Raw genomic sequence first — 16,677 nt, 5'->3', positions numbered from 1 at the left:
ATGAATCCCATCGGCATCATCTCGATGCAATACAACCGCCCGTTCGTCGCGGCGGACTTCGCGCAATTCGACCGCTGGAAGGCGGCCGGTTATGACTTCGCCGAGCTGCTCGTGCCCGAACCGGGCGAGCTCGACCTGGCCGCCACGCGCCGGGCCCTCGCCGACGCCGGCCTGGGCGTGGTGCTGGCCGCACGCGTGAACCTGGACCGCAACCTCACCAGCGACGAGCCCGCCAAACGCCAGGCCGGGCAGGACTACCTGCGTTATTGCGCCGAGACCGCGCAGGCGCTGGGCGCCTCCGTCGTGGGTGGTCCGTTGTATGGCAACCCGCTGGTGTTCGCCGGCCGTGCGCCGCATGTCGTCTCCGAGTCGCTGCGGCAGTCGCGCGTCGACTGGACCGTGGAGGGCCTGAAGATCGGTGCCGAAGCTGCGGCCCGATGCGGCATCAAGTTCGGTGTCGAGCCGTTGAACCGTTTCGAGACCGACGTGCTCAACACCACGCGCCAGGGCGTCGCCTTGATGGAGATGGTGCAGCACCCGAGCGTGGGCCTGGTGCTCGACACCTTCCACATGAACATGGAAGACGACGACATCTGCACCGCGCTGCGCGAAGGCGCGGCGCACATGATCCACTTCCAGGCCAACGAGAACCACCGGGGCTACCTCGGCACCGGCCACATCGACTGGAACCCGGTGGTGCGCACGCTGGCCGAGATCGGCTACACCGGCACGATTTCGCTGGAGCCCTTCCGCCGCCGCGACGAACGCATCGGCATTCCATTCGCGCAGTGGAAGCCGCCGGCGAAGGACGAGCAGGAAGAGCTCGCCGCGGCCTGTGGTTTCCTGAAGAGCCTGATCACGCTGAACGGAGGCCGGAAATGACTTACAAAGTGGGTTGGATCGGCTGCGGCCGGCATGCGGAGCAGATGCTGTTGCCGCAACTTGCGCGGCATGACGTCGAACTGGTCGCGGTCTGCGACCTCAATGCCGAGACGGCGCAGAAGATCGGCCAGCGCTACGGCGTGAAGCACGTCGGCACCGACTACCAAGCATTGCTCGACGTGCCCGGCCTCGACGTGGTCGGCATGGCCGTGGGGCCGACGCAGCACCGCGACATGTCGATCGCGGCCCTCGATCGCGGCTGCCATGTCTTCATGGAGAAACCCTCGGGCGCGAATGTCGCCGATGCGCTGGCGATCCAGGCTGCGGCCACCAAGGCCGGAAAGACCGTCGGCATCGGTTTCATGAAGCGTTTCGCCACCGCCAACCGCATGGCGCACAACGTGGTCAAGGGCGGGGAGTTCGGGCCGGTGGCTGGCTTCTTCGGCGAATACATGACCGCGCCGACCTATTTCAGCGGCAACGTCGACTACACCGGCTTCTACCTGCACCACTGCGTGCACTACATGGACCTGGTGCGCTACTTCGTCGCCCCGGTGGTGAACGTCACCGTGTTCCGCAACGAGATCGCCCCGGGCAAGCAATTGCTGCATGTGCATTTCGGCTTCGAGAACGGCGCCATCGGCACCGTGGTGATGGGCACCATCCAGTCGCGCGGCACGCCGATGGAGCGCCTGCAGATCATGGGCGACCACCACCGCGTGGAGGTCAACGGCGTGATCGAAGTCAACTACTTCCGCAACCCGCCGTTCAAGGCCGACGACCTCGACGCCACGCTCGCCGACGGCGTGGACAACCTGAGCTGGAAGCCCAACTTCACGGCCGCCGCCAACGAGGACTTCAAGGGCTACAACGCCTTGTTCAAGGCCTTCTTCGCCGAGCTCGGCGGCGCCGCGACCGACCTGCCCACGATCGCCGATGGCGTGGAAGCCATGCGTGTCATGGCGGCCATGCTGGAAGGCATTTCACGCCCGGGCGCCTGCGTCCCGGTCGTGCGATAGGCCCGCCATGGCAGACGTGACCCTGCGCCAGATCCGCAAGGACTACGCCGGCGTGCAGATCATCCACGGCGTCGACCTGCACATCCAAAGCGGCGAATTCGTCGTCTTCGTCGGCCCGTCGGGCTGCGGCAAGAGCACGCTGCTGCGCATGGTGGCCGGGCTGGAGACGATCTCCGACGGAGACCTGCACATCGGCGACGTGCGGGTCAACGACCTCGCGCCGCGCGACCGCGACATCGCCATGGTGTTCCAGGACTATGCGCTGTACCCGCACAAGACGGTACGCGACAACATGGGCTTCGGCCTCAAGCTGCGCAAGTTCTCCGAGGCCGAGGTGAAGAGCCGCGTGGACAGCGCCGCCGAGACGCTGCAGATCACCCACCTGCTCGACCGCTTCCCCAAGGCCCTGTCGGGCGGGCAGCGCCAGCGCGTGGCCATGGGCCGGGCCATCGTGCGCCAGCCCAAGGTGTTCCTGTTCGACGAGCCGCTGTCCAACCTGGACGCGCTGCTGCGCAACCAGGTGCGCGCCGAGATCAAGAAGCTGCACCGCCGCGTGCGCGAGACCGTGATCTACGTGACCCACGACCAGGTCGAGGCCATGACGCTGGCCGACCGCATCGTGGTGCTGCAGGCCGGCCGCATCGTGCAGGTCGGCACGCCCGACGAGATCTACGGCCGGCCGCAGCACCGTTTCGTGGCCGGCTTCACCGGCTCGCCGCCGATGAACTTCCTGCCAGCCACGCTGGCGCGGCAAGGCGAGGCCATCACGCTGCAGATCGGCAACGCCGCGGCGCTGGTGCTGCCGCCTGCGCTGGCGCAACGTTGGCAGGCCCATGTGGGGCGGGGCGTGGAATTCGGCATCCGCCCCGAGAACCTGAGCCTGCAGCGCCAGCATGCGGACTGGCCGGTGATCGAGGCCGAGGTCGAACTCGTCGAGCTGCTGGGCGCGGAAAACCTGCTCACCCTGAAGCTGGGCGAACACGAACTCAAGGCCCGTCTCGCGCCCGACGTGCGGCCGGCCGCGGGCACGCGGCTGCCGATCGCGCTCGATCCGGCGCACTTCCACCTGTTCGACCAGCAGACCGGCAACGTGCTCTAGCCATGGCCTTGATCCGCTTGCATCCTGACAGCCTCGCGGCCCTGCCTGCAGAGGTGACCGTACCGCGTTACGACCGCACGGCCCTGCGCGGCGGCATCGTGCACCTGGGCGTGGGTGCATTCCAGCGCGCGCACCTGGCCGTCGTCAACGAGGCCGCCCTCCATGCGAGCGGTGATCTCGCCTGGGGCATCGTCGGTGTCTCGCTGCGCAGCCCCGATACACGCGACGCGCTCGCGCCGCAGGGCGGCCTCTACACCGTGGCCACGCGCGACGCCGATGAGACTGGCCAGCCCAGGGAGTCGCTGCAGGTGATCGGCAACCTCTTCGCGCTGCTGGTCGCACCCGAGGACCCTGCCGCCGTGCTGGCGCGCATCGCCCACGCCGACTGCCGCATCGTGAGCCTGACCGTTACCGAAAAGGGCTATTGCCACGACCCGGCCACACTCACGCTGCGGTGGGACGACGAGGACATCCGGCACGACCTGCTGCACGCCGAGGCGCCCCGCAGTGCCATCGGCATGCTGGTGCGCGGGCTGCAGTTGCGCCGGACGCGCGGCTTGCCGCCGATCACCCTGATGTCGCTCGACAACCTGCCGGCCAACGGCCACACGCTGCAAGGGCTGGTGCTCGAATTCGCGGGGCGGGTCGACGCCGGCCTGCGGCAGTGGATCGCCAAGACCTGCACCTTCCCCAATTCCATGGTCGACCGCATCGTGCCGCGCACCACGGATGACGACCGTGCGAGCATCGGCGCGCGGCTCGGCGTCACCGATGCCTGGCCCGTGCTCGGCGAGCCGTTCCTGGACTGGGCCGTGGAGGACCGCTTCGTGGCCGGCCGGCCCGACTGGACCGTGGGCGGCGCCCGCTGCGTGCCCCATGCCGAGCCGTTCGAGAAGCTCAAGCTGCGCATGGTCAACGGCACCCATTCGTCGCTGTCCTACCTGGGGGCGATGGCCGGCTGGGCGACCGTGGACCGTGCGGTGGCCGAGCCCGCGATGCAGGCCTACCTGCGCCGGCTGATGCGGGAGGAGATCGAGCCAACGCTGCCCGCCTTGCCCGGCCTGGACCTGGCCGACTACCGCGAACGGCTGCTCGCACGCTACGCCAACCCGGCGCTGAAGCACCAGACCCGCCAGATCGCCATGGATGGTTCGCAGAAACTGCCGCAGCGCCTGCTCGGCACGGTGCGCGACCGCCTGGCCGCGGGGCGATCCGTGGGACTGCTGGCACTCGGCGTGGCGGCCTGGATGCACTATCTGCGGGGTGTGGACGAAGCCGGTCAGGCCTACGGCATCCAGGACCCGATGGCGCCGCTGCTGGCCGAGGCCTTGGCGCTGGCCTTGAAGGTGGAAGAGCCGGCGGCGCGCGCCGCGGCATTCATGCAGAAGCTGCCGATGTTCGGCGACCTGGCGGCTCAGAGGCCTTTCGTCTTGGCCGTGGCGCAGCATTGGGATGCGCTGACGCGCGACGGGGTCAGGTCGGTGCTAGAGAATTTATAGCAATAGGCGCAGGGTTTACCTTGATGCATGGCGCGTCTCATTGATTTTTTGCATAGCAGTTAGATGTTGAGGGCACGCGATGTCTCACCTAGCATGCAGGTAAGGGCGTTGCCCTGAAAAAAACAACCGGAGACAGACCATGCATTCCAAGTCCCTCGGCGGCATCGCCCGCCATACCCTCGTCACCGTGGCTTGCGGCTGGCTGGCCACCACGGTGCTGCCGGCCGCGGCGCAGTCCACCGTGCGCATCGTGAAGATCGTCGAGCTCTCGGGCGCGGGCGCCACCTCGGGCACGATGTTCAGCAACGGTGCCGAACTCGCCGGCAAGGAGATCAATGCGGCCGGTGGCATCCTCGGGCGCAAGATCGAGTTCCGCACCTCGGACACGCAGTCCAATCCCGGCATCGCCAAGGGCCTGGCGGCCAAGGCAAGCGACGAGGACGCCTTCGTGGTGATGGGGCCGGTGTTCTCCGGCTCCACCGTGGTCAGCATGAACGAGACCCGCAAGGCCGAGATTCCGAACTTCACCGGCTCCGAGGCCGACTCCATCACGCGCCAGGGCAACCCCTACATCTTCCGCACCTCGTTCGCCCAGGCCAACAGCATGCCCAAGGTGGGCCGCTACATCGCCGAGGGCTTGAAGGCCAAGTCGGTGGCCATCGTCTACGCCAACACCGACTTCGGCAAGGGCGGGCGCGACGCCATCATGAAGGACCTGCAGGCGCGCAACATCCGGATTGCCGCCGACGTGTCCACCGACCAGGGCCAGGTGGATTTCTCCAGCCCGGTGCTGAAGGTCAAGCAGTCCGACGCCGACGTCATCGTGCCCTACATGACCGAGGAGGAGTCGGCGCGTTTCCTGCGCGAGGTGAGGAAGCAGAACGTGACCAAGCCGATCATGGGCGAGACCACCATCCTCGAGCAGAAGGTGCTCGAGCTGGCCGGCCCCGCCGCCAACGGCGTGCGCGGCCACGTCGGCCTGAGCACGGATGCCAGCAACCCGGCGATTCGTGCGCTGAGCTACAAGTTCGAGAAGGAATTCGGCGTGAAGCCGAACCACAATGCCATCAAGGGCTACATCGGCGTCTACACCATCAAGGCCGTGACCGAGAAGGTCGGCAAGTTCGACCGCAAGGCCTTCGCGGCGGCGATGAAAAACGTGCACCTTTCGGCCAAGGATTACCCCGGCCTGCTGATGGACGTGGTGTACGACGACAAGGGCGACCTGGACCGCGAAAGCTTCCTGGTGGAGGTGAAGGACGGCCAGCAGGTGGTGATCGAAACCCTGCCGCCGCTGAACGCGGCCAAGGCTGCGAAGAAATAGGCCGAGGCCACCGCATGCAGATCGCCATCGACTCCTATTGTTTCCACCGCTACTTCGGCGAGTGTTATGCCGGCATCGAACAAGATCCGGGGCGGCGGCTCACGGTCTGGGAATTCCTGGACAAGGCCCGGGCGATGGAGGTGCAGGGGGTGTCGCTCGAATCCTGCTTCGTGCCGTCCGACGAACCTGGCCTGATCGCGCGGCTGCGGCGCGAGCTCGATGCGCGCGGCCTGTCCCGGGTGTGGGCCTGGGGCCATCCGAACGGGCTGGGCTCGGGCACCGACGAAGCGGCCGCGCGCGACCTGGCGCGCCACCTCGGCATCGCCGCGCAGCTCGGCAGCCCGGTGATGCGCATCTGCGCTGGCGGGCGGCGCACACGCATCGCTTCCTGGGCCGAACACAAGCGCGGGCTGGTGCGCCTGCTCACGCCGTTGCTCCAGGCGGCCGAACGCCACGGCGTGGTGATCGCGATCGAAAACCACATCGACCTGCTCGGCGACGAGATGCTGGACCTGATGCGCACGTTCGACTCGCCCTGGCTCGGCGTGTGCTTCGATACCGCCAACAACCTGCGCATGTTCGAACATCCCCTGGCCGTGGCCGAGAAGCTCGCGCCCTATGTGCGCGCCACGCACATCAAGGACGTGCTGCCGCAGCGCGGCGATCCGGCGCTGTTCAAGACCTGGCCGAGCGTGCCGCTGGGCCAGGGCCTGGTCGAGATCCCGGAGATCCTGGCCGTGCTGCAGCGCCACGGCTATGCCGGGCTGCTGGCTGTCGAGATCGACTACCTGCATCCCGCTTTCCGCGAACTGCTGGGCGACGAGGAAGCGGCCCTGGCCGACAGCCTGGGCTACCTGCGGCAGGCGGTGCGCCGCGTACAGGCAAAGGCTGCGACGCCGGCCTAGCTTTGGTGCAGCTGCACCTCGCGCAGCGGTGCGACTCGGGCGCACAGGCTCCTAGAATCGGCGGCACATGCACCGTGCCTATTCCTTGACCTGCGCTGCCGCCCATGCCTGATCCTTCCTTCGCCGCCGGGGAGGGGCTGACGCGCATCCTGTGCGCGATGGCGGTGCTGTATGCCTTGCTCGCCCTGGCCAGCGCCGGCAGCATGCTGTCCACCGCCCCCGGCCACCCGCTGCGCGCGCAGGTCAACGCCTGGTGGCTGATCTTTCCCGTCGTCAGTGCCAGCCTGCTGCTCGCGCCGCACGGGCCGCCGCTGCTGCTGTTGCTCATCGCCTGGCTGGCCTGGCGCGAACTGGCCGGGCTGTGTCCACCCGCACAGCGGTCGCGCTTCACGCTGGCCTGCGCGGCGGCGGGTGCCTGGCAGGTCGGGCTGACCTGGCGCGCACCGGGCTGGGCCTGTGGCGCGATGGCGGCGCTGCTGCTGGCCGCAGCTTGGCGGTTCAGGCTGCGTCCCTCGGCCGAGCGGTTGTTGTTGCTGCTGTTCGTGCTGCTCGGGCTGGGGCTGAGCTTCGTGCCGCTGTTGCTGCAGCGGGCCGCTGCGGCAGGCGCCGCCGGCCTGGGCTGGTATTTCTACCTCTTCGGTCTGACCGCGCTCAACGACATCGGCCAGTTCATCGCCGGCAAGCGTTTCGGCCGGCACCACATCGCCGCGCGCATCAGCCCGCAAAAGACCTGGCAGGGCTTGGCCGGCGGCATGGTGATGAGCGTGGGGGTATCGCTGGCGCTCGGTACCTACCTCGCCCTGGCTGGCACGTCCACGCTGGTGCTGCTCGGGCTGCTGCTCTCGCTCGCAGGCTTCGCCGGCGACCTGCTGTTCTCCGCGGCCAAGCGCTGGCTGGGCGTCAAGGATTTCTCGCGGCTCATTCCGGGCCACGGCGGCATCCTGGACCGCGTCGACAGCCTCGTGCTCACCGCGCCCACGCTGTACCTGGCGCGTGCCGCACTCCTTTCCTGAGAACCTCCACGCATGACTTCCTCTTCAACCCCGGCTGCCTGGCAGATCCTCGAATCGGGCTTCGACAGCTTCGACCAAACCCGCCTGTTCTATCGCGCATGGACGCCGTTGCGGCCGGCCGCCGGCGCACCGCGGGCGCTGGTCTTCCTGCACCGGGGCCACGAACATTCGGGCCGCATTGCGCCGCTGGTCGAGCAGCTCGGCTTCACCGGTCACTGGGCCTTCGCCTGGGACGCACGGGGCCACGGGCATTCGCCGGGCGCGCGCGGCGACGCGCCGAGTTTCCAGGCCGTGGTGCAGGATTTCGAAGTGTTCGTGCGTCACCTGCAGGCGCAGTACGGCATCGCCGCCGAGGACATGGTGGTCGTGGCCAACAGCGTGGGCGCGGTGATCGCCGCCACCTGGCTGCACGACTACGCGCCGCGCGTGCGTGGCGTGGTGATGGCCGCGGCCGCGTTCGACATCAACCTCTACGTGCCGCTGGCCAAACCGGCGCTGCGCCTGGGCCTGCGGCTGAATCCGGGGCTCAACGTCACGAGCTACATCCGTTCCGACATGCTCACGCATTCGCGCGTGCAAGCCGAAGCCTACGACGCCGACCCGCTCATCACGCGCAACATCTCGGCCCGGGTGCTGATCGACCTGGCCGACACCGCCGCGCGCGTGGTGGCCGACGCGCAGGCCATCGACACGCCGGTGCTGATGCTGGTGGCCGACAAGGACTACGTGGTGAAGCAGACGCCGCAGCGCCTGTTCTTCGACCGGCTGGCCTCGACGCTGAAACGCTACCTGGTGATCGCCGACTGCCACCACGCCATCTTCTACGAGGACGCGGCGCAGCGGGAAGCCGCCCTGCAGGCCAGCCGGGCCTTCATCGAGGAATGCTTCGCGCAGGCGCTGCCGCCGCTGTCGGCCTACGAAAGCGCCGACGTCGACAGCGCGAGCGCACGTACCCTGGCCGCAATGCAGCAGGGCCGGGCCGGCGGCGCGCTGGAGAACGCATTCAACGGCCTGCAGAAGGCCATGCTCGGCCGGCTCGGCCACCTGAGCGACGGCATGCGCATCGGCATGGCCCAGGGGTTCGATTCGGGGGCCTCGCTCGACTACGTGTACCGCAACCAGGCCGGCGGCCGCCTGGGCATCGGCGCGGTCATCGATCGGGGTTACCTGGATGCGATTGGCTGGCGCGGCATCCGCCAGCGCAAGGCGCAGCTGCAGCAATTGCTGGGCGAACTGATCGCCGAACACCCGCAGGGCCAGCCGCTGCGCATCCTCGACATCGCCGCCGGTGGCGGGCGCTACGTGCTCGAGACGCTGAAGCGTTTCCAGGATCGCGACATCGCGGTCATGCTGCGCGACGTGGACGAGGCCAATCTGGCCCAGGCCCGGCAACTTGCCCAGGCGCTGCAGTTGCGCAATCCCATCGTGTACGAACGCCGCGACGCGTTCGATCCGGCCAGTTATCCGAAGGATGAGTTGCCGTACGACATCGTCGTCGTGTCCGGCCTGTACGAACTGTTCAGCGACAACGCGCGCGTGCTCGCTTCATTGCGCGGCATCGCGGGCCAGTTACGGCCCGGCGGCCATCTGGTCTACACCGGCCAGCCCTGGCATCCGCAACTGCTGCTGATCGCCCAGACCCTGACCAACCACCTGGGCCAGCCCTGGCGCATGCGGCCGCGCCCGCAGGCCGAGATGGACGCCCTCGTGGCCAGCGTCGGCCTGCGCAAGGTCGCGAGCGCCGTCGGCATCGCCGGCATCTTCACCGTGTCGGTGGCGCGCCGTGACGCAGCGCCGCGCGCAGGCGATTCACCAGCGTCCAGCCCGCCAGCACCAGCATCAGCCCCAACAGGCCATTGAGCCAGACCGGCGCCACGCCCGCGGCCAGCAGCAGCCCGAGCAGGCCGAAGCCGAAGGCGCGGTCGCTCTTGCCCAGCGGGCCGTCGAAGCGCCGTTCGGCTCCCACCTGCAGCGCCAGCACGCCGGCGAATTCGACGAGCAGGGCGGCGACCACCAGCACGACCAGCAGCGGCGCGTGGATGCCGGCGGCCAGCGCAAACGGAAGGCCGAGGGCCACGTCGGCCACCTGGTCGCAGATTTCGTTGAGCAAGGCGCCAAGCCGGCTTTTCTGCCCGGTGTGGTGGGCCAGCAGCCCATCGATCGCATTCAGCGCCATGCGGATCAGCATGAACGGCGCGAGGCCGGCCCACAGCCGCCAGTCGGCAGGGTGCAGCGCCAGCACCGTGCCGTAGGCCAGGCTCAGCAGCATCGCGGCCAGCGTGACCTGGTTCGGACTGATGCCGGCCCGGGCGAGGGCGGCAAGGGTGGGCCGCAGCAACTGCTGGAAACGCGGCTTGAGCTGGTAGATCGAGAAGGTCATGGCGCCGATCTTGCCAGGACCGCCTGGCCGATTTGCACGCTGCGCCGCAGGCCCATGGCGCAGTGCAGGTAGACGGCGCGTCCCGCATCGAGCTCGCCGCGCACGCTGGCCACGATCTCGCGCACCGCGTCTGCCGGCGGCGTGACGATGTCCAGCAACGGGAAGTGCAGGTAGCGGTGGCCGCGGAGTGCCGCGGTCTCCGGCAGTTCGGCCGCGAGGTCGACCACGGTGCAGGCCGCGGGCAGGGCGGTGGCCTCCGCGTCGCGCAGGCGTCGGCCGATCCACAGCCCCGGGGCGATCCGCACCACGGCCGGCCGCTGCCGCCCGCGCCAGGCCATGACCAGCCAGGCGAGCCGATAACCCAGCAGGTAGGGCGCATACAGGCACCAGATCCACCATGGGTGGCGGCCGGCGCGCTTGTGCAGGAAATGCCGGTCGCCGCGGCCGTAGGCCAGGGCCACGAGCCACAGGCTGGCCGAGGCGTAGACCGTGGGCGCTGGCGGCCAGGCCACGGTGCCGACCACCGCCGCCACACCGCCCGCCACTGCGTAGTACAGGCCGACGCGCGGCTCGGTGCGGCCCGGCGGCACGCAGATGCGGCACAGCAGGCCCAGGCCCAGGCCGGCCAACACATCGAGCAGGTGGTGCTGGTGCACGAACAGCGTGGCCACGGCGGTCAGCGCCAACCAGGCCCCGAGTGCGACGCGCGCCCAGGCCGCGCGGGGCAAGCGGCCCAGCGCCAGCCAGAGGATCAGGCAATAGGCCACATGCAGCGAGGGCAACTGGTTGTAAGGCGCGTCCACGGCCGCCAGCAGATCGAACAGCGGCGCGAGTGCGTTCGATGCCACGGTCGGCCGCGCCGTGCTGTAGCGCAGCGGAAACCAGACGAAGACCATGGCGGCCAGGACGGTGGCCAGCAGCAGCCGCTGGCTCAGCACGCGCAGGTCGTCGCGGCTGCGGATCAGGAAGAACGCCGCCACGAACAGGGGGCCGCTGCTGAGGTAGGGCAGGATGAACCCCGGGATGAACGGCATGCCCGCCTCGAAGGGCAGGGCCACGTGGCGCAACACGCCGCGCTGCCGGGCATGCGCGTTGGCCAGCAGGTAACACAGGCCGAAAACCGAAGCATTGACCGCCGCCAGTGCCAGGCGTGGGCCGATCGCCGTGCGGGATTGCGCCATGTCCTGTCTGTTCCTGGTGATGTGGAGTCGGGCCTGGGTTATCTTAGCCCCATGAACCAGCCCTCCAAATACCGGCGCTGCATGGTGTTCGCCGGCGGCGGCATGCGCTTCGGCATCTACCTCGGCATGTACGCGGCGGCCTGCGACGCGGGACGCAAGCCTGACGTGTTGCTGGCCAGTTGCGGCGGCGCCCTGGCTGCGGCCATCGTGCAGGGCCTGCCCGACGATGCGCGGCGCAAGGCCTGGCTGGCTTCGCCGGCGATGCATGCGTTCTGGCGCGACCTCCAGCCCGGCCCGCAGGCCGGCATCGCCCGGCTGGTGGTGCGCGCCACCCGCCGTCGTTTCGCGCGGCAACGCGCGCCGCGGGTGCCGGACCTGTTCGGCGACTACCTGTTCGAGGCGCCGATGCACCTGCCTTTGCCATCTGGGGCGGCGGCCGATGCGCCCGCCGTGGCGGTGATCGGTGGGCGACTGCTGTTCGGCGAGGCCGAGGTCGGCCGGCCGCGCGGCGGGCGTCCGTTGTTCGAGGAAACGGTGTTCGGCGACGCACGCACGGCGGCGCTGCTGCAGGGCATGGCCTCGCCGTTCGCGGCCCCGTGCTGGGGTGATCATGCGGTCGCCGGCACTGTGGCAGCCGATGTGGCCATGCCGCTGGACGTCGCCTGCCGGCTGTCGATCGCCGATTTCTTCTACTTCCGTTGCGTGGCACATGCGGGGCGGCACTACATCGGCGGTGTGGTCGACCTGTTTCCGATCGAGGTGGCACGCCGCCTGGCCGACGAGGTGGTGATGGAATTCAAGCAGCCGTTCGACCAGGGGCTGTCCATCCCGGCCTGGCGCGCCGTGCTGGGGTTGGACGGCAACCAGCGCCTGCGCCACGTCCATGCGCAGCAGGTGGCGGCCTGGATCGACAGTTCCGACATCCGCAGCGTGCTGGCGCGCCAGCAGGTGCATCGCAGGATCGACTGGCACCGCAACCGGGTCGGGCTGGCCGTGCCCCCTGACCCGGCGACCTACGCGCGCCACATCGAAGACCAGTGGCAGTACGGTTACGCGCGTGCCGCCGAGGCGCTGCGACGGCCGGCCGGCGACGCGCGGGCGATGCGCAAGGTCGATCGCTTCAACCAGGGGCAGCCATGCGCATATTGATCGTCGGCGGCACCAGCGGCATCGGCCTGGCGCTGGCGCGCCATTACCACGGCGCGGGGCATGCCGTCACGGTCTGCGGCCGCGACCTGGCGCGCCTGCCGGCCGATGCGGGCGTGCAGGCTGTCGCGCTGGACGTCACCGACCGCACGGCCGTGGCCGAAGCGATGGCCGGTTTCGGTGCGGCCGGGCTCGACCTGCTGATAGTGGCCGCGGGCTTCTATTTCAACCACCGCCGGCATCCGCTCGACGAGGCCACCACGCTGCGCATGCTGCAGACCAATGTCGGCGGGCTGGCGCAGCTCTTCGAGCTCGCGGCGGCCACCATGCTGCCGCGCAAGGCCGGGCATCTGGTGGCGATCTCGTCGGTGGCGGGTCTGCTGCAGGACCATCCGGGGGCGTCGCTCTATGCCGCCACCAAGCGCAGCGTGCTGAGCCTGTGCGACAGCTACCGCACGGCGCTGGCGCCGTTCGGCATCGCGGTCACCGCCATCGTGCCGGGTTATGTGGACACCGCAAAGCTGAGGGCACTGAACGGCGGCGATGCGCGCCACAGGCCGTTCATCGTGTCGGAGGCCGAAGCCGTGACGCAGATCGTGCGCGCCATCGCCGGGCGCCGGGCCCGTTGTGTGTTCCCGTGGCAGATGCGCTGGCTGGTGGCGGCGCTCAACCGGTTGCCGCCGACGCTGCTGCGCTGGCGGCGTTGAGCCGGCTCAGTACATCAGCCGTTCCGGCTTGATCTCCTGCAGGATGGTGGTGGCGATCTCCTCGATCGACTTGGTCGTGGTGCTGAGCCAGCGGATGCCGCTGCGGCGCATCATGGCCTCGGCCTCGCTCACCTCCATGCGGCAGTTCTCGATGGAGGCGTACTTGGAGTTGGGCCGGCGTTCGTTGCGGATTTCGCTGAGCCGATCCGGGTGGATGCTCAGGCCGAAGATCTTCTTCTGGTGCGGCGCCAGGGCCGGCGGCAGCTGGCGGCGGTCGAAGTCTTCGGGTATCAGCGGGTAGTTGGACGCCTTCAGGCCGTATTGCATCGCCAGGTAGAGCGAGGTCGGCGTCTTGCCGCTGCGGCTCACGCCGACCAGGATCACGTCGGATTGTTCCAGGTCGCGGTTGGACTGCCCGTCGTCGTGCTCGAGCGAGAAATTGATGGCCTCGATGCGGTCGTTGTAGGCCTTGCTCTTGCTCACGTCGCTGAAGCGGCCCACGCGGTGGTTGGACTTGATGCGCAGTTCTTTTTCGAGCGGATGCACGAAGGTGCCGAACATGTCGAGCAGCATGCCCTTGCAGCCGTCGGTGATGACCTTGAGGATTTCCATGTCCACCAGCGTCGTGAAGACGATGGGTTTCCTGCCCTCTCGCTCGGCCGTATGGTTGATCTGCCGCACGGCCTGGTGCGCCTTGTCGGCGGTGTCGATGAACGGCAGGCGCACGTGGCGGGACTTCATCTCGAACTGCGCCAGGATGGCATTGCCGAAGGTCTCGGCCGTGATGCCGGTGCCATCGGAGATGAAGAAGACGGTGCGGGTGGGAGGGCTGTTTTCGGACATGATGGGATGGCATTCTGCAGGAATCGACGGCCGTCCGGAACCGGGTCTGGCATAAACTGTGTACGAACATCGCCTACACCCGTTGGGTGGCGAGCCCCCTACAATGAGGCATCACGCACTCGATCGACCCGATTCAGTCAACCCGATTTCTCATGTCCTGCCCGATCCCATTCCAACAACAGCAAAGATGCGCGGCAGGCATCGGCGACGCCCCGGCCCCTTGGCCCACCGCGCGGCGCGCAGACCCGGTTTTTACTTTTGGAGCCTTCCCATGTCTGCACTCTTCAGCCCGACCGCCCTGGTCGTACCGTTTGAAAACCTGAGAATGACCGACGTCGAGTCGGTCGGCGGCAAGAACGCCAGTCTCGGCGAGATGATTTCCCAGCTGCCTTCCGGCGTGCGCGTGCCCACGGGCTTCGCGACCACGGCGCACGCGTTCCGGACCTTCCTGGCGCACGACGGCCTGGCCGACAAGATCAGCAAACGCTTGGCCGAACTCGACATCGAGGACGTGCGCGCTCTGGCCGTGGCCGGCGAGGAGATCCGCGGCATGGTCGAGGCGCAGCCGTTCCCGGCCGACCTCGAGGCGGCGATCACCAAGGCTTTCGCCGAACTGAGCGCGGGCAACCCGGAAGCCTCGTTCGCCGTGCGCTCCTCGGCCACGGCCGAAGACCTGCCCGATGCGTCCTTTGCGGGCCAGCAGGAAACCTTCCTGAACGTGGTCGGCATCCAGGACGTGCTGCACAAGATGAAAGAGGTGTTCGCCTCGCTCTACAACGACCGCGCCATTAGCTATCGCGTGCACAAGGGCTTCGCGCACGACATCGTGGCGCTGTCGGCCGGCGTGCAGCGCATGGTGCGCTCCGACCTCGGCGCGGCCGGCGTGATGTTCACCATGGACACCGAATCCGGCTTCGACCAGGTGGTGTTCATCACCTCCAGCTACGGCCTGGGCGAAACCGTGGTGCAGGGTGCAGTGAATCCCGACGAGTTCTACGTGCACAAGCCGATGCTGAAGGCTGGCAAGAAGGCTGTGATCCGGCGCAACCTCGGCTCGAAGATGATCCAGATGGAGTTCGCCAGCGCCGCCGAGAAGGCCGCCACCGGCAAGCTGGTGAAGACCACCGACGTGCCGACCGAGCAGCGCAACCGCTATTCGCTGACCGATGCCGACGTCGAGCAACTGGCGCACTACGCGCTGGTCATCGAGGAGCACTACGGCCGCGCGATGGACATCGAATGGGGCAAGGACGGCACCGACGGCCTGCTCTACATCCTGCAGGCGCGCCCGGAAACCGTGAAAAGCCAGCAGGCCGGCAAGGCCGAGCTGCGCTACAAGCTCAAGGGCAAGAGCAGCGTGCTGGCCGAAGGCCGCGCCATCGGCCAGAAGATCGGCACCGGCCCGGTGCGCCTGGTGCACAACATCAGCCAGATGGACGAAGTACAGGCCGGCGATGTGTTGGTCACCGACATGACCGACCCGAACTGGGAACCGGTGATGAAGCGCGCCAGCGCCATCGTCACCAACCGCGGCGGCCGGACCTGCCACGCGGCGATCATCGCGCGTGAACTCGGCATTCCGGCCGTGGTCGGCTGCGGCGACGCCACCGAAAAGCTCAGCACCGGTACGCTGGTCACCGTGAGCTGTTCCGAAGGCGACACCGGCTTCATCTACGACGGCCTGCTCGAGACCGAGGTCACCGAAGTGCAGCGCGGCGAGATGCCCGAGATCAAGACCAAGATCATGATGAACGTGGGCAATCCGCAGCTCGCCTTCGACTTCTGCCAGTTGCCCAATGCGGGCGTGGGCCTGGCCCGGCTCGAGTTCATCATCAACAACAACATCGGCGTGCATCCGAAGGCCATCCTCGACTACCCGAACATCGACGCCGACCTGAAGAAGGCCGTCGAATCGGTGGCGCGCGGCCATGCCTCGCCCAAGGCCTTCTACGTCGACAAGGTGGCCGAGGGCGTGGCCACCATCGCCGCAGCCTTCTGGCCCAAGCCGGTGATCGTGCGCATGTCCGACTTCAAGTCGAACGAATACCGCAAGCTAATCGGCGGCAGCCGCTACGAGCCGGAAGAAGAAAACCCGATGCTCGGCTTCCGCGGCGCGGCCCGCTACATCAGTGCCGATTTCGGCGAAGCCTTCGCCATGGAGTGTGCGGCACTCAAGCGTGTGCGCCAGGACATGGGCCTGACCAACGTGCAGGTGATGGTGCCTTTCGTGCGCACGCTGGGCCAGGCCGAGAAGGTCACGAACCTGCTGGCACAGCACGGCCTCAAGCGTGGCCAGGACGACCTGAAGATCATCATGATGTGCGAAGTGCCGAGCAACGCCATCCTGGCCGACGAGTTCCTGGAGTTCTTCGACGGTTTCTCGATCGGCTCGAACGACCTGACCCAGCTCACCCTGGGCCTGGACCGCGATTCCGGCCTGGAATTGCTGGCGGCCGACTTCGACGAACGCGACCCGGCCGTCAAGGCCATGCTGAGCCGTGCCATCAAGGCCTGCAAGGCGAAGGGCAAGTACGTGGGCATCTGTGGCCAGGGCCCGAGCGACCATCCCGATTTCGCGCAGTGGCTGGCCGACCAGGGCATCGAGTCGATCTCGCTGAACCCCGACAGCGTCGTCGCCACCTGGCAGCAGCTCGCGCGCGGCTGATCACCGGCGGCGTT

At 68.2% G+C, this 16,677-nt stretch carries 14 protein-coding genes; 11 read left to right on the top strand and 3 right to left on the bottom strand.

Features of this window, described 5'->3' with window-relative positions; translation table 11 throughout:
• From RD110_RS21165 to RD110_RS21130, 8 genes are all read left to right on the top strand, one after another.
• Complete coding sequence (locus RD110_RS21165; protein WP_076201788.1) at positions 1–882, top strand: sugar phosphate isomerase/epimerase family protein; 882 nt, start codon at positions 1–3, stop codon at positions 880–882.
• Entirely contained in the window at positions 879–1,901 is a 1,023-nt protein-coding gene (locus RD110_RS21160; protein WP_076201787.1) for a Gfo/Idh/MocA family oxidoreductase, read from the top strand. The genes RD110_RS21165 and RD110_RS21160 overlap by 4 nt, the downstream gene beginning before the upstream one ends.
• 7 nt (positions 1,902–1,908) lie before the next feature.
• Positions 1,909–3,000 (top strand): ABC transporter ATP-binding protein, encoded by a 1,092-nt coding sequence (locus RD110_RS21155; protein ID WP_076201785.1) that lies wholly within the window; start codon positions 1,909–1,911, stop codon positions 2,998–3,000.
• 2 nt (positions 3,001–3,002) lie between these two features.
• Complete coding sequence (locus RD110_RS21150) at positions 3,003–4,499, top strand: mannitol dehydrogenase family protein (RefSeq protein ID WP_076201784.1); 1,497 nt, start codon at positions 3,003–3,005, stop codon at positions 4,497–4,499.
• Between the two features lie 139 nt (positions 4,500–4,638).
• The gene (locus tag RD110_RS21145; protein ID WP_076201782.1) at positions 4,639–5,823 is read left to right on the top strand and encodes an ABC transporter substrate-binding protein; all 1,185 of its coding nucleotides are present in this window, start codon (positions 4,639–4,641) and stop codon (positions 5,821–5,823) included.
• A 14-nt stretch (positions 5,824–5,837) separates the two neighbouring features.
• The gene (locus RD110_RS21140; RefSeq protein WP_076201781.1) at positions 5,838–6,728 is read left to right on the top strand and encodes a sugar phosphate isomerase/epimerase family protein; all 891 of its coding nucleotides are present in this window, start codon (positions 5,838–5,840) and stop codon (positions 6,726–6,728) included.
• Positions 6,729–6,832: 104 nt separating this feature from the next.
• Positions 6,833–7,741, top strand: a complete 909-nt coding sequence (locus tag RD110_RS21135) for a phosphatidate cytidylyltransferase (protein WP_076201779.1) — start codon at positions 6,833–6,835, stop codon at positions 7,739–7,741.
• Between the two features lie 12 nt (positions 7,742–7,753).
• Positions 7,754–9,601, top strand: a complete 1,848-nt coding sequence (locus RD110_RS21130) for a bifunctional alpha/beta hydrolase/class I SAM-dependent methyltransferase (protein WP_076201778.1) — start codon at positions 7,754–7,756, stop codon at positions 9,599–9,601.
• Here the strand turns inward: RD110_RS21130 and RD110_RS21125 are convergent.
• Complete coding sequence (locus tag RD110_RS21125) at positions 9,504–10,121, bottom strand: CDP-alcohol phosphatidyltransferase family protein (protein ID WP_076201776.1); 618 nt, start codon at positions 10,119–10,121, stop codon at positions 9,504–9,506. The two genes, RD110_RS21130 and RD110_RS21125, sit on opposite strands and share 98 nt — an antisense overlap.
• Complete coding sequence (locus RD110_RS21120) at positions 10,118–11,302, bottom strand: phosphatase PAP2 family protein (RefSeq protein WP_076201774.1); 1,185 nt, start codon at positions 11,300–11,302, stop codon at positions 10,118–10,120. Before RD110_RS21120 ends, RD110_RS21125 begins: the two co-directional genes overlap by 4 nt.
• A gap of 51 nt (positions 11,303–11,353) precedes the next feature.
• Between RD110_RS21120 and RD110_RS21115 the strand changes: the two genes are divergently transcribed.
• Together RD110_RS21115 and RD110_RS21110 are read left to right on the top strand one after the other, a co-directional pair.
• On the top strand, positions 11,354–12,451 hold the full coding sequence (locus tag RD110_RS21115) for a patatin-like phospholipase family protein (RefSeq protein WP_157900270.1): 1,098 nt from the start codon (positions 11,354–11,356) through the stop codon (positions 12,449–12,451).
• Complete coding sequence (locus RD110_RS21110) at positions 12,439–13,155, top strand: SDR family NAD(P)-dependent oxidoreductase (protein ID WP_076201772.1); 717 nt, start codon at positions 12,439–12,441, stop codon at positions 13,153–13,155. Before RD110_RS21115 ends, RD110_RS21110 begins: the two co-directional genes overlap by 13 nt.
• 6 nt (positions 13,156–13,161) lie before the next feature.
• On the opposite strand, the gene ppsR is transcribed toward RD110_RS21110, so the two are convergent.
• Positions 13,162–13,998, bottom strand: coding sequence for a posphoenolpyruvate synthetase regulatory kinase/phosphorylase PpsR (gene ppsR, locus RD110_RS21105; RefSeq protein WP_076201770.1), 837 nt, complete (start codon positions 13,996–13,998; stop codon positions 13,162–13,164).
• Between the two features lie 271 nt (positions 13,999–14,269).
• Between ppsR and ppsA the strand changes: the two genes are divergently transcribed.
• Complete coding sequence (gene ppsA / locus RD110_RS21100) at positions 14,270–16,663, top strand: phosphoenolpyruvate synthase (protein ID WP_076201768.1); 2,394 nt, start codon at positions 14,270–14,272, stop codon at positions 16,661–16,663.
• The last annotated feature ends 14 nt before the right edge of the window (positions 16,664–16,677 follow it).

This window comes from Rhodoferax koreense (genome assembly GCF_001955695.1).
Lineage (GTDB): Bacteria > Pseudomonadota > Gammaproteobacteria > Burkholderiales > Burkholderiaceae_C > Rhodoferax_B > Rhodoferax_B koreensis.
This window is presented reverse-complemented; position numbering and strand designations above follow the sequence as displayed.